The sequence below is a fragment of the Flavobacteriales bacterium genome (genome assembly GCA_020635395.1).
Lineage (GTDB): Bacteria > Bacteroidota > Bacteroidia > NS11-12g > UBA9320 > UBA987.
In genome coordinates this window covers 892,122-906,193 of the sequence record JACJZV010000001.1, presented here as the reverse complement: position 1 = coordinate 906,193, position 14,072 = coordinate 892,122, and the positions used below count along the sequence as shown (strand labels likewise).

Below are 14,072 nucleotides of genomic sequence, written 5' to 3'. Positions count from 1 at the left end.
CTGGGTACTAAAGCTCTGAGCAATCAGAGCTTTTTTTTATTAAATCAACTATGGCATTTGTTTATATTCTTAAATCTGAATCTCTCGAAAAATTTTATGTTGGCAGTTGCATAAACCTCTTGGAGCGATTGGAAGAGCATCAGTCTAAAAAATATCTCGGCTCATTCACAACGGCGGCTTCTGATTGGCAACTTGTTTTTAAAATGGATAATCTGGATTATTCCCAAGCCCGTAATATCGAGGCTCACATCAAAAAAATGAAAAGTAAGGTGTATATTGAAAATCTTATCAAATTCCCCGAAATGACTCAAAAGCTAATTGTGCGATTTTTAGAAAAACACCAATGATAGCAATATCGTGTCGTCCCGATAGCTATCGGGACGACACGGCCCTGGGTACTGAAGCTCTGAGCAATCAGAGCTTTTTTATTAAAATGTTGCCAAAGCTATTTACCTATCTTCGTCCCCTTAGTAAAAAATGAAAAACTTCTGGCAAAATGTAATTGATTCGTTGAAAGGTGTTGAACGCGATTATACTCATGTTCCATTAAAATCAGCGATTGTTTTTTTGGCGGTTCCCATGGTATTGGAAATGCTCATGGAATCCCTTTTTGCTGTAGTTGACATCTATTTTGTGAGCGAACTTGGCGACCAAGCTGTGGCCACTGTTGGCCTCACAGAGTCGGTGCTAACCATTGTTTATTCTTTGGGGTTTGGTATTAGCATGGCAGCCACCGCAATTGTTGCCCGCAGAATAGGTGAGAAAAAAACGGAAAAAGCTAACAAGGCCGCGGCTCAAACCATGCTGTTGGGTTTGTTTGTTTCCATTATCATTTCCTTTGTAGGCATTGTATTTCCTGCCGAAATATTGGAATTAATGAAAGCCAAACCTGAAACCATCAAAAACGGCGTTTCATTTACCCGCTGGATGATTGGTGGAAACTTTGTCATCCTGTTTTTATTTTTGCTAAATGGCATTTTTAGAGGTGCCGGAAACGCGGTTTTAGCCCTGCGAGTTCTTATCATTTCCAATGGAATAAACATAATCCTCGACCCCATTCTAATTCACAAATACGGATTGGTGGGTGCAGCCTACGCCACCAACATTGGCAGGGCAACCGCTGTAGCAACTCAATTCTATTTTTTGTTTAAAGGCAGTGGAATTTTAAAACTTGCCTCATACCATTTTAAACCAAAATTAGACCTGATATGGAACATAGTAAAGGTAAGTGCAGGCGGCTTTGGTCAATTTGTGGTGGCATCCGCCTCATGGATTTTTTTAATGCGAATCATGTCGGGTTTTGGCGACTCATCAGTGGCCGGATATACTTTTGCCATTCGGGTTTTTGTATTTACCATTCTTCCGGCTTGGGGTTTGGCCAATGCAGCAGCAACCCTTGTGGGTCAGAATTTAGGGGCAAAAAATACAGACAGAGCCGAAGAAGCCGTATGGATAACTGCTCGATATGCCGCCATATTTTTAGGGATAGTTTCCATATTTTACTTCGCTTTTGCACCACAAATTATTGGAGTTTTTGCCGAAAGCAGCGAATCGCTCAAACACGGTATTCGTTGTATGAGGTTTTTGAGTGTAAGCTACATTTTCTTTGCCTACGGCATGGTGGTGGCACAGGCATTTAATGGTGCCGGAGACACCAAAACACCAACCATTTTAAACTTCTTTGCATTTTGGATTATCCAAATTCCGTTGGCGTATTTATTAACAGAGTTCCTAAATATGAATCAAGACGGCGTTTATATTGCCATCCTCACCTCCGAAACCTTGCTGGCCATTGTAGCCATTTATATTTTTAAAATGGGAAATTGGAAAAAAACAGAGGTATGAGATACAAAGACTTGACATGTTTTAAAAACCTGTCAAGTCTTTGTATCTCAGAGCAAGTGTGAGCATTGTATGATTAATTTTATACCTTTGATTCGTTTAAATATTTCAAGACATGAAACGATATCTATCAATGCTGATTCTATTTACTTCTTTTTGGGGAGGTTTTGCTCAGGATGTAGAATACAAAACTTATAAACCCCATCAAATAGTAGGAATTGACAAAATTACCGACACTTTAAATATGCTACTTCAGGATTCGACTTTTAGAGCTGAATTTGGAGATTTTTTGAATGAAAAAAAATATGCTGTTTATAGTTTTAATAAGGCTGGTTTCTACGAGTTTTCCAGCTTAGAACCATTTGATTCTAAAGATTACTCAAATTCACAATGGCAGAATCTTTCTTTCCTAAACCAAACCCTAGATTCATTTGAAATAATTTTCGATCCGAATGAATTTTTGCCTATAGATAAAAATAAAATAATTGAGGTTGTGGCTGTTGTTAAATTTGGTAAAACAAATCAATTGGAAATTGTAGATAAAGTTTATGTGCTTGACAAGACACCGCTTGACTATTCTCCAAACGACAATCATTTCAATATTGAACCCATACCTACTGTTGGAAAATTTAAAACGGTCAAACATATTTTGAATTATGACGATTTCGAGAACCTCGGTGAACTAATAAAACAAATCAACTCACTTTTTGATAGTAATGATGCGGTTGCTTTTATTAAAAATGAGGAAATTTTCTCACTTATATTCAATATCAAAATTTTGGGGTCTGATTTTCAAGTAATTGATTTGAAATCAGAAAGTATCAATAATGGAAACTCCAAAATATGGCAGGGAAGATTAACTCCAAGTCTTACCTCAAAAATTATTTCAAAACTGTCGAAAAGCACACTAAAAATATCTAAAAAAATTACGGATATAAATCCTGATTCATACCAAAATCTTACCCTTGTACTAAAATTTGACACTCTGAATAGTAAATTCTATTTTGACAACGGAACATTAATAAACGAGATTTTAGTGAACGACCAATCCAATGAAATTTACGAATGGTACTCCGTTTCTGAAAAAGCTGAATTTCCGGGTGGAGAAGAACAAAAAAATAAGTTCATAAACGAAAATCTAATAGTCCCAGATAGTTTTTTGAGTCAAAATGGTTATGATGGATTTACTGTGATTGTGGCATTTGTAATTGAAAAAGATGGAAGTATCACCAACGTTGAAATATCTAATTTTTCTAAAAGAAAGGAAATTCCTGAGTTAGACAACGCTGCCATTGAGGTTGTTAAAAAAATGCCCAAATGGATTCCAGCAAAACAAGGGGATGTAATCGTGAGGAGTAGAATGACCACGGTTGTTAAATTTGAAAAATAAATTTTAAGTTCATAGACATCTACAGACCTGACAGGTTTTGAAAACCTGTCAGGTCTATATGAAAGAAAATCATTTTTAAAAATTTCAAAAACTATATCTTTGACCTATGAAAAACATAATTCTAATCCTTTTATTAGCCTTTTCGTCAGGTGCAATTGCACAAAGTGAAGACAGCACCACTCAAGAAAATTATGAATGGTATCAGGTAACCGAAAGGGCTGAATTTCCGGGAGGGGACTCCGCAAGACAGGAGTTTATTTCTAAAAATATGAAAATTCCGGAAATTGCCCTGAACTCAAAGAAAGAAATAAACGGCACTATCTTTGTCAAGTTTATTATTGAAAAAGATGGGAGTGTCAGCAATGTTCAATTGGATACTTCAAAAAAAACAACTCCTTTAGGCTTTGGGTTAGAAGAAGCCGCCATTGACGTGGTTAAACGTATGCCAAAATGGAAACCTGCTACTCAAGGAGATAAAGTGGTACGAATGAGATTTATGATGCCCATTCGCATAAGGATAGATTCAGAAACACCATACATTCCCAAAAAGAAAAGAAAAAAATAATTTTATTCCATGAAAATCAGCTACTTAATATTTTTTGTTGCACTTTCTACAAATGTTTTTGCTCAAAGCGAAGACAGCACCTCTCAAGAAATTTATGAATGGTTTCACGTAACCGAAAAGGCTGAATTTACAGGAGGCGATTCGGCAAGAGAAAAATTTATTCAAGATAATATTGACATTCCTGAGGTAGTGCTGAACAGTGATGAAGATATACATTGTCTAATAATAGTTCGGTTTGTTGTGAACCAAGACGGAGCATTAAGCAATGTTCATGTTGAGGAAAATATGAGTCCATGTAAAAATGAATATCTAATAGATGCCGCAGTTGAAGTTGTCAAAAAGATGCCTAAATGGAAACCTGCCATGATTGATGGGAAACCCGTCAGGATGCAATTTATTTTACCCATTCGGGTAAACATTGATGGAGAAACTAAACCCAGAAAGAAGAAAAAATAAATGCCCCGAATACTCTGTATCGATTTTGGAATGAAACGCGTTGGATTGGCCGTGACCGACCCCTTGCAAATTATCGCCTCGCCGTTGACTACGGTCGCAAATAGCGAGGTGTTGGACTATCTGAAAGAATATTGCATCAAAGAAGAGGTGGAAACCATTGTGGTGGGCCAACCACGCCGCATGTCGGGCGAATTATCGGCGGTAGAAACAGAAATTTTAGCCTTTATAGAAAAACTAAAGGCAGCCTTGCCCAATCATAAAATAGACAGATACGATGAGCGTTTTACCTCTAAAATTGCAAAACAAGCCTTGTTCGACAGTGGTTTGAAAAAGAAAAAAAGGCAAGATAAGTCACTGTTGGATTCTACAAGTGCAAGTTTAATTTTGCAGGACTATTTAACAAGCAAGAATGATTTTACCTATTAGGGCTTATGGCGACAGCATTTTACGTAAAAAATGCAAGACCATTACCAAAGATTACCCCAATCTGCAACAACTAATTGCCGACATGTTCGAAACCATGGACGAATCGGATGGTGTGGGTTTGGCTGCTCCTCAAATTGGACTTGATATTCGAATGTTTGTGATAGACAGCAGCCTTATGCACGAAAATGAAAAAGACGGTATCAGAAAAGTATTTATCAATGCCGAAATGATTGACGAATACAACGATACCTGGGAGTTTGAAGAAGGTTGCCTGAGCATACCAAAAATTAGAGAAAACGTGGCTCGAAACGGCACAATAAAACTAAAATTTCAAGACGAAAACTTTAAAACCCACGAAGAAATATTTGACGGACTTACCGCAAGAGTTATTCAACACGAATACGACCACATTGAAGGCATTTTGTTTATAGACCATATCTCGGCTTTAAAACGCCGACTTTTGAAAGGGAAATTGGCCGACATAACCGCCGGAAAAGTGTCTGTAAATTATCGAATGAAATTTCCAAAAAAATAATTGAACGCACTCAAAATCTTTCGACCGCTAAACCTTGCCATTATTGGTTTGTTGCAGGTTTTAACCTTTCGTTTTTTAGATTTTGAATCGGGATATGCTTTTTTAACCAATCCCATTCTTTGGAAACTTGTCGCATCCTCCATAGCCATATCTGCAGCCGGATACTTGTTTAACGACATGTTGGATACAAAAACCGACAGCATCAATAAACCCGAAAAAATGTACATCCGGTTTTGGAATATTAAACTGGCTTGGTTGAGCTTCGTTTTGCTCAATGCCTTCGGATTATTGCTCTCCAACTCTATCAACGGAAGTGTTTTTTTCATCATGTTTTCGGTGGTCAATTTGATGATGATTTACTCCCTTTGGTTTAAACGCTGGCCATTTGTCGGCAATCTGTTGGTAGCCCTTTTTGCTGGTATTTCCATTTTTGTTGTTTACGTTGCGTTTCTTTCACAATATCCGTTGGGGAATATCAGCGAAGAAATGCCTCAATATAATCAACTCATCCGGTATTATGCGGGGTTTGCTTTTTTTATTACCCTTATTCGTGAAATGATAAAAGACCTCGAAGATTACCAAGGCGACCATGAAACAGGAGCCAAAACACTACCTATCGTCTTGGGCATTACAACCACCCGCAACCTCACTCTGGTTTTGTCGGTTTTCATTTTGGTAGTTTTCGCTCAAATCAATATCTACTGGTTTGTACCCTCCTTTTTTCAACCGTTAAAATGGGTCGTTATAGGTTATCAAATTGTTTGCGTTGGTGTGCCGCTGGCAGCATTTTGTTTTAATTTGTCAAACGCCCGTAGCACAGAAAACTTTTCTTTTTTAAGCCAACTTATTAAGTATGTTATGATTACCGGCTTTTTAAGTATGCTGTTTTTGTAAACTAAATCTCAATAATTCTCCGGTTTGGCTCGTTTAAAATCGGATAAGTTTTTTGAAACAGTTATGTAGTTTACATTTAATCCCGGAAAATAGGTAACCATGGCATAATCCAACTTAAACTTTTTTATGGCAATTCCCAATCCCCACGAAAAACCGGCAGAGCCTTTATAAGTTTCTCCCGCCAATTCTTTTCTACGTTGATGATTATATCCTCCCCGAACCTGAAAATTATCAGAAAAAACCAACTCTGCACCAACATTTAAATGTCGCATCATTTTATCTCCAAAACTGACTTTTTGGTTTAACACCTCTCCCGTTTCTAAATCAATGTTTTTGTTTCGGGCGTTGGTGTTTACATAACTAATGTCGAAACGCTGAAGGTTGTGAGCAACCGCCGTAAATTTTAACGGATTATGTTTCAGCTTTTTGCTTATTCCAAACTGTAAATCAAGAGGTAAGTCAACACGAATATCTTGATATGGAATGACATTGTATCCCAAATTTCGAACTATTCCGGCCATGTCAAACAGCCGAGCGGTGTCGTGATAGGCTCCCGCAAAATCAAAAGCAAATGCCGTGGCTACATATTTTTCATACACCGAATATAAAAATTTAAAATTTATACCGTAGGTAAATCGGTCATCCTGCTGCCAAACATTGCCGTAGCCCACTTGAAAAATGTAATCGTTTGCCCAAAAACGGCCAATGATAGCTCCTGTTTCATCCGTTTTATCAAAATATCCATAATCATTATAGGTCATTGTTCCGCTCATGGTTCCAAAGTTTTTAATGGTCTTTACGTAGCCTGCAAAACCACTATTTATATCGGCCAAATAGTTGTTGTATGACAAGGCAGCCATATTATTCATTTTTGGATTTAGCGTGGATGGATTGTGATATGCCGTGCCAATGTCGTTTCCAAAATCGGCCAACAAACTACTGCCCAAAGCCGCTGTTCTTGCAGTTGGGTCAATGTTTACAAAACCAAACGAATAGCTGCCTCCAAGCTGTGCAAACGCCCCTGAGCAGAAGATTAGCAAAAGAAATGTTAAATGGGTTTTACGCATACAACTAAGGTTTTACAACAAGCCAAACGAAACTTTGCTGTGTTTTATTTTGCAGCTAAAATAGGCAAACTGTCATTATTTAGTGATGTTTAATACAACAAATATTTCTTTCGAAGCTCTTTAAATTCATTCAATTTAGGTTGCCAACTTTGTCGTATCTCGGCTTCTGTCAATCCTTGTTTTATTTGTTTTTGAAGTACATCATTGCCAGCCAATTTATCAAAAGAAGAAATAAAGAAAGGGGTAGTTTCTGTTTTACATTCTTGATAGCTCAACCTCAACCATTCTAAATAGAGCTTTTTATTTGTTTTGATATAAGTATTGGCAAACTCTGTTAAAATAAACCCTTTACACTCTTGGTTTTCAAATTTGGGCTCGTCTGCCACCCCAGGAATTTTATGTGGTGTAAACACAAAATCTCCTTGCCCAAAGTTGGGTTTTCCGAGCAATTCAAACGGATGCTCGGTTCCGCGGCCAATGCTCATTACGGTACCTTCAAACAAACCAAGCGAAGGGTATAAATAAACGGATGCCATGGTGGGCAAATTGGGCGATGGACGAATGGGTAGTTGATACATGGAATCATGCGTATAATTTTTACATTTTATTACTTCAAGCTGACAGCTTGTGCCACCTGTCAACCAATTTTCTCCATTTATCATATTGGCAAATTCACCCACCGTCATGCCATGCACCAATGGCACAGGGTGCATACCAATAAACGATTTGAATTTAATATCCAGCACTGGGCCATCCACATAATGTCCGTTGGGGTTTGGTCTATCCAATACCATCATGGCAATAGAGTTTTCGGCACAGGCCTCCATTAAATAGTGCATACTGCTGATGTAGGTATAAAATCGAACGCCAACATCTTGGATATCAAAAACAATAACTTCAACCCCTTTAAGCATTTCGGCGGTTGGTTTTTTGGTGGCTCCATAAAGAGAAGCAATTGGCAGCCCCGTCTTTTCATCGATTGTGCTTTTTACGTGGGCTCCGGCACTGTGGTCGCCCCTAAAACCGTGTTCGGGTGCAAATATTTTAACAATGTTTACCCCTTTGCTCAAGAGGGTGTCCACAATGTGCATTTTGCCAATGGTGCTGGTTTGATTTACCATCAGAGCCACCTTTTTTCCCAACAGTTTAGGCAGATATTCATCCAATTGGCTTGCTCCTACCTCTATTGGTTTTAAAATTTCCGTTTGCTTTTCTTCGGCCATTTTTATTACCGCCTCCGATTTTCCTTTCGAATTTCCACACGCCCCTATGGCTATTATCCAAACCATGAGCAGAAAAAGACCAAATTTGTGCATTTTTGAATTTTTTAAAATATAACAGAGCTAAAACGCTCGAAATTATGGATTTCAGCTATTTTGTAGGGAAAAAAATTGCCACCAGTTCCGAAAAATCGTTCACACGATTAATCATTCGGTTGGCGGTTGCCGGTGTGGCGTTGAGCATAGCTGTAATGCTGTTGGCTGTGGGGGTTGTTAAGGGGTTTCAAAATCAAATTCGCAACAAGGTTATTGGTTTTGACGGACATATACATATTCGTAATCTTGATTTAAATCAAAGTCGTGAACTGAAGTTGATAGACTTTGACCCACAAATAATTAATGCTTTAACCAAAAATCCGGAAATTGAAACCGTTTCGCCATTTTGCATAAAAGCAGGCATTATCAATACCGACAAAGAAATTGAGGGAATGGTTTTTAAAGGCGTTCCGGCCAATTACAACTGGAGTTTTATCAAACAAAATTTAACCAAAGGCCGACTGCCCAATTTGAGCGATTCTGCCGACACCTACGAATTTCTACTCTCCAAATCGGTAAGCGACAAAATAGGGGTTGATACCGGACAGAATTTGGAAATTTACTTTATTCATAATGGAAAAGTGCGGCGGCGAAAAATGGTTTTAACCGGCATTTTCAATACAGGTTTGGGCGAGTTTGACAAAACCATTTGCTTTACTGATTTACGGGTTATTCAACGAATATACACCACTGATTACAGCAAAGTGAGCGGCTATGAAGTTTGGATAAAAAACCTCGATAGTTTATCTCCCATGACCGATTGGGTGGATGAAAATATACCCATGAATATGCGGGCTCAAGATATAGAATCGCAACATCAAATTATTTTTCAATGGCTTCATATTGTCGATTCAAACGCCATTATCATTATCGTTTTAATGGGCATTGTTTCCATGGTAAACCTTATTACGGCATTTTTAATTTTGATAATTGACCGCACTCAAATGATTGGAATTTTAAAAGCATTGGGTGCCCAAAACCGACAGGTGCTTCGCATATTCTTGCTTAAAGGCATATTAATGATTTTGCCCGGAATGATTATTGGCAACGTTTTGGGGCTTGGCATTGCCTTTTTACAAACACATTTTGGCATATTGACTCTTCCAGAAGAAACCTATTATATGTCGGTGGTACCTGTAATGATTTCATGGAAACATTTTGTTTTGATAAACTTAGGAAGCCTGACAATCAGCATTTTAATTATGTTTTTGCCGGGCGTTTTGGTAAAATTCATTTCTCCGGTCAAAGCAATTCGTTTCGACTAAGAGCCTATTTTTGCCGAATGAAAAACCTTTTTCTTCTATCACTTATCGGTTTGTTAGTTTCATGCTCTAAAAAACCAAAAGGCGAAGCTCCTATCCCACCGTTTTTGGTTTCTGAAAATAAAAACAGCACGCCGACTTATGAAGAAGGAATTGCCTTTTGGGAAAAAATGGCGGCCTATTATGACGAAATTTCGATTGAAAAATATGGCATGACAGATGAAGGCTTGCCGCTCCATATTGTCATTGTTGATGGCGAGAGGCCTAAACCTTTAGGTGCTTACAAACAAAGTTTGAAACAAGTCTTGCTTATAAACAACGCCATACACCCCGGCGAACCGGATGGCGTGGATGCCTCAATGGTATTGGTGCACAACCTAATGACTGACCCTCAAAAAAAGCAACTTCTGTCTAAAACCAGTTTGGTGATTATCCCGTTTTACAACATTGGCGGCACGCTAAATAGAAATAAATTTAGTAGGACAAATCAAAATGGGCCTGAGGAATACGGCTTTCGTGGCAATGCACAAAACCTCGATTTGAACCGAGACTTTATAAAATGTGATTCAGAAAACGCCAAGACCTTTGCCACGCTCATCAACGAACTTGACCCTGATTTATACATAGAAACACACGTTAGCAATGGTGCCGACTATCAATACGTAATAACCTATTTATCTACCCAAGAAGATAAAATTGGTGGACAATTGGGAAAAAATTTGAGAGAAGCATGGACACCCTTTTTGAAAGATAAAATGAGCAAACAAGGATTTGAAATGTGTCCGTATGTGAATGTACACAACGAATCGCCAAAACAAGGTTATGCCACTTTTTACGACCAACCTAGGTATTCTACCGGCTATTTGGCATTGCTTCAAATACCGGGATATATTACCGAAACACACATGCTAAAACCTTATGAACAAAGGGTAAATGCCACTTTGGCCTTTCTCGAATCTGGGTTAGAATTGTTGGACAACGTGCGAATTAGAAACCAAAAAATTGCAGACCGAAAAGAACTTAAAACCCAGAAAACCTTTGCCATAGATTGGCAAATTGATTCGACAAGCGTTTCGCAAATTCTATTTAAAGGTTATGAATCGGGATACAAACCAAGTGAAGTGACCGGCGAGAAAAGATTGTTTTACAATCGGGAGAAAGCCTATTCTGCCAACATCCCGTTTTATGAATATATGAAACCGACTAAAACGGTAGAAACTCCAAAATACTACATACTAAAAAGAGGTTTTGTGGAACTCGAAAAACGTTTGTTGGCCAATGGAGTTGTGTTGCAAGAAATGGGTCGCGATACTGTTTTGGAAGTCACGATTTATAGAATTGAAACTCTTGAAACATCGACTGTTCCTTATGAAAAGCACTATTTTCATTATCAAACCGGTATATCAAAAGCCACCCAAAAAGTGCATATCTCAAAATATGACTATGTGCTAAAATTGGATAATAATATGAAACGGTTTTTGATTGAAACCCTCGAACCGGAGGCTCCCGACAGCTATTTTAATTGGAACTTTTTTGATGCTGTTCTGCAACAAAAAGAATGGTTTTCGGCGTATGTTTTTGAAGATGAGGCTGCCGAAATACTCAAAAAAGATTCGGTGCTGAATCAAAAATTTATGGAAATGAAGAAAGACCTGAATTTTGCACAAAACCCTCAACAACAGCTTGTTTGGATATACCAAAACAGCCATAGATACGAAAAAGAACATTTAACCTATCCTGTTTTTCGAGTGGAATAAGTTTGATTTCACAGCTCAAAAGCGACAACCCCGTTCAGCCATTCGCCGTCAAAACTTGCTTCGTATTTTTTATAAAAATCAATGGCGGGAGTGTTCCAATCAAGCACCTGCCAATTCAATCGGTTGTAACAATTGAGTTTAGCAAAGTTTAATGTGGCCTCAAAAAGTGCACTGCCAACTCCCTTTCGGCGGTGTTTTTCGGTAACAATCAAATCTTCGAGATAAACACATTTACCCTTCCATGTGCTGTATCTGACATAAAAAAGTGAAATGCCAACCACCTGTTCGTCAAGTTCGGCAACAAAAAGGCCGTACAAAGGATTTGAGCCAAAACCATCTTCCAACAATTGGGCTTCCGAAACAATAACAGCCTCCGGCTGCCGCTCGTAAACGGCCAACTCTTTTATGAGTTTTAGCAAATCCGAAACATCTTCTTTCCTTCCTTTTCTTACCACCAAATTTATGTTGGAATCCATCTTACCTTGTATTTTAATTCCGGAAAATCATTCAAATCAAACGCATAATCGCCATGTTCGTTTAATGGATTTTGATTCATTAAAATGCACGTGCGAAAATATAAATCAGGAAGTATGGCATTGAATTTTTGGGGTGTTTCAAAAAAATGCTCGATACACACAGCAAAAAATTCGTGCATATTGGTGGCACCGTATTCTCTGAAATAATCGTTTTTCCCTTCTTGCAAATCCTCAAAATCCTTTCGACTGTTTTTTTCCCAATGAACAAAATGTCGGTTAAAATGGCTATCCGTTTCGTCAAACTTGGAGTTGATATGAAGGGCATGAGCTAACTCGTGCAAACCAAGATTATAGTTGTCGGATTGGTCGCTATAGCCCATTTCAAAATCAGCCCAACTAAGAGCCAACTTGCCTGTAAGGCTGGCAAAACCTTTCATAGGTTGCCCGTATCTAGGATTAAAAAACGGGGCAGGAAAAACCATTATGGTATCAAATTTTGGTATAACCCTTTTTTCGAAACCATAACAAATTTGCACAATGGCAGCACAAATTTTATATTTTCGGCTGTCTATCAAAAACATACCCATTTTTTCTTCAAACTCAAGGGTAAGGCTAAGTTTTCTAACACTTCGCACAAAACTGGCCTTGCCTTGCGGCGATAGCTTGGAATAGTATGGATGCTCGTTGAGACAGCGTGAAATAACATTATCCATTGCCGGAAACGAACGGCTATAAATTCGGACTATATCATAAATAGGTTGTGAGGCATAATAGACCGTTAAAAGCAGAAGAACAATTATTATTTCCATGGTTTGGTTTCTTGATTATGCTATTTCCTCTACTTGAAGATTCACAATTGTTTTCTCTATAATATCTGCACACTCATTTATCTGTTCCTCGGTAATGACCAATGGGGGTGCAAACCGAATGGTGTGTGTATGAGTCTGTTTGGCCAGCAGTCCGTTTTTCATCAAATCGAGGCATACGTTGTAGGCAGTTTTACCATCACCAAATGGCTTTATGTCGATGGCAATGAGCAAACCTTTTCCTCTCACTTCTAAAATTAAGTCACTATCAATTTCTAAAAGTCTCTTTCTCAAAATTTTACCCAGCTTTTCGGCATTTTCAACAAGGTTTTCATCTATTACAATCTGCAACGCTTCTTTGGCTACGGCACACGCAAGCGGGTTGCCGCCATACGTAGAGCCATGCTCACCGGGTTTTATACATAGCATAATTTCGTCATTGGTCAAAACTGCCGATACCGGAAGCACACCACCACTTAGAGCTTTTCCCAAAACCAAAATATCGGGTTTCACATTTTCATGGTCGCAAGCCAACATTTTGCCTGTTCGGGCAATGCCTGTCTGAACCTCATCGGCTATAAAAAGCACATTGGCAGCCTTGCACCACTCGCTAATTTTGGCCAAATAGCCCCGTTGTGGCACAATCACTCCAGCTTCGCCTTGTATGGGTTCAACCATTACACCAGCCACGTTTGGTTGATTTATAGCGGCATGCATTGCATCTAAATTATCGTACTCTACCACCTCAAATCCGGGTAAATAGGGACCATAATTTCCATGGCTATCAGGGTCGGTAGAAAAAGAAATTACGCCAATGGTTCTGCCATGAAAATTCTCTGAAACCACAATTATTTTCGCCTGATTCTCGGGAAGTTTTTTTACCTGATATGCCCATTTGCGGCAAAGTTTTAAAGCGGTTTCAACGGCTTCTACCCCACTATTCATGGGCAACACCTTATCATATCCAAAATATTCGGTGATAAATTTTTCATACTCTCCTAACTGGTCGTTATGAAACGCACGGCTGGTCAGAGTCAAATTTTTGGCCTGATTAGTCAAAGCCTGCAACAAACGCGGGTGGCAATGTCCTTGATTTACAGCACTATATGCCGACAAAAAATCATAATATCGTTTTCCTTCTACATCCCAAACAAATACTCCCTCCCCTTTTTTCAAAACCACCGGAAGCGGTTTGTAGTTATGAGCACCATATTTTTTCTCTAATTCAATGAAATAAGCGTTGTTTTTTGTCATGTTGCGAATTTAGGGTTTTAATTTTT

General features: G+C 38.5%; 15 protein-coding genes. 10 read left to right on the top strand and 5 right to left on the bottom strand.

What is annotated here, in order from left to right:
* Window positions 1-50: 50 nt before the first annotated feature.
* The 8 genes from H6607_03870 (at window position 51) to H6607_03835 (ending at window position 6,108) form a co-directional block, all read left to right on the top strand.
* Complete coding sequence (locus tag H6607_03870; GenBank protein ID MCB9261490.1) at window positions 51-347, top strand: GIY-YIG nuclease family protein; 297 nt, start codon at window positions 51-53, stop codon at window positions 345-347.
* 130 nt (window positions 348-477) lie between these two features.
* Complete coding sequence (locus H6607_03865; protein MCB9261489.1) at window positions 478-1,845, top strand: MATE family efflux transporter; 1,368 nt, start codon at window positions 478-480, stop codon at window positions 1,843-1,845.
* Between the two features lie 112 nt (window positions 1,846-1,957).
* The gene (locus tag H6607_03860; protein ID MCB9261488.1) at window positions 1,958-3,232 is read left to right on the top strand and encodes a TonB family protein; all 1,275 of its coding nucleotides are present in this window, start codon (window positions 1,958-1,960) and stop codon (window positions 3,230-3,232) included.
* A gap of 106 nt (window positions 3,233-3,338) precedes the next feature.
* Window positions 3,339-3,797: a TonB family protein gene (locus tag H6607_03855; protein MCB9261487.1), complete on the top strand. Its 459-nt coding sequence runs from the start codon at window positions 3,339-3,341 to the stop codon at window positions 3,795-3,797.
* Window positions 3,798-3,806: 9 nt separating this feature from the next.
* Window positions 3,807-4,253 (top strand): energy transducer TonB, encoded by a 447-nt coding sequence (locus H6607_03850; protein MCB9261486.1) that lies wholly within the window; start codon window positions 3,807-3,809, stop codon window positions 4,251-4,253.
* Entirely contained in the window at window positions 4,254-4,679 is a 426-nt protein-coding gene (gene ruvX, locus H6607_03845) for a Holliday junction resolvase RuvX (protein MCB9261485.1), read from the top strand. It abuts the gene before it with no gap.
* Window positions 4,663-5,214: a peptide deformylase gene (locus tag H6607_03840; GenBank protein MCB9261484.1), complete on the top strand. Its 552-nt coding sequence runs from the start codon at window positions 4,663-4,665 to the stop codon at window positions 5,212-5,214. Before ruvX ends, H6607_03840 begins: the two co-directional genes overlap by 17 nt.
* Entirely contained in the window at window positions 5,215-6,108 is an 894-nt protein-coding gene (locus H6607_03835; GenBank protein ID MCB9261483.1) for a geranylgeranylglycerol-phosphate geranylgeranyltransferase, read from the top strand. It abuts the gene before it with no gap.
* 8 nt (window positions 6,109-6,116) lie between these two features.
* On the opposite strand, the gene porQ is transcribed toward H6607_03835, so the two are convergent.
* Complete coding sequence (porQ, locus tag H6607_03830; protein MCB9261482.1) at window positions 6,117-7,175, bottom strand: type IX secretion system protein PorQ; 1,059 nt, start codon at window positions 7,173-7,175, stop codon at window positions 6,117-6,119.
* An 89-nt stretch (window positions 7,176-7,264) separates the two neighbouring features.
* Window positions 7,265-8,464, bottom strand: a complete 1,200-nt coding sequence (locus H6607_03825) for a DUF1343 domain-containing protein (GenBank protein MCB9261481.1) — start codon at window positions 8,462-8,464, stop codon at window positions 7,265-7,267.
* Between the two features lie 29 nt (window positions 8,465-8,493).
* Between H6607_03825 and H6607_03820 the strand changes: the two genes are divergently transcribed.
* Together H6607_03820 and H6607_03815 are read left to right on the top strand one after the other, a co-directional pair.
* Window positions 8,494-9,756 (top strand): ABC transporter permease, encoded by a 1,263-nt coding sequence (locus H6607_03820; protein MCB9261480.1) that lies wholly within the window; start codon window positions 8,494-8,496, stop codon window positions 9,754-9,756.
* 17 nt (window positions 9,757-9,773) lie between these two features.
* Window positions 9,774-11,510 (top strand): hypothetical protein, encoded by a 1,737-nt coding sequence (locus tag H6607_03815; GenBank protein MCB9261479.1) that lies wholly within the window; start codon window positions 9,774-9,776, stop codon window positions 11,508-11,510.
* 8 nt (window positions 11,511-11,518) lie between these two features.
* On the opposite strand, the gene H6607_03810 is transcribed toward H6607_03815, so the two are convergent.
* From H6607_03810 to rocD, 3 genes are read right to left on the bottom strand one after another with little or no spacing between them, the layout of a single operon-like run.
* Window positions 11,519-11,986 carry a GNAT family N-acetyltransferase gene (locus tag H6607_03810; protein ID MCB9261478.1) on the bottom strand — a complete coding sequence of 156 codons (468 nt, stop codon included), beginning with the start codon at window positions 11,984-11,986 and terminating at the stop codon, window positions 11,519-11,521.
* Window positions 11,971-12,795: a zinc-dependent peptidase gene (locus tag H6607_03805; GenBank protein ID MCB9261477.1), complete on the bottom strand. Its 825-nt coding sequence runs from the start codon at window positions 12,793-12,795 to the stop codon at window positions 11,971-11,973. Before H6607_03805 ends, H6607_03810 begins: the two co-directional genes overlap by 16 nt.
* 15 nt (window positions 12,796-12,810) lie before the next feature.
* A complete protein-coding gene (gene rocD, locus H6607_03800) occupies window positions 12,811-14,046 on the bottom strand; it encodes an ornithine--oxo-acid transaminase (GenBank protein MCB9261476.1) in 1,236 nt (411 codons plus the stop codon).
* Between the last annotated feature and the right edge of the window lie 26 nt (window positions 14,047-14,072).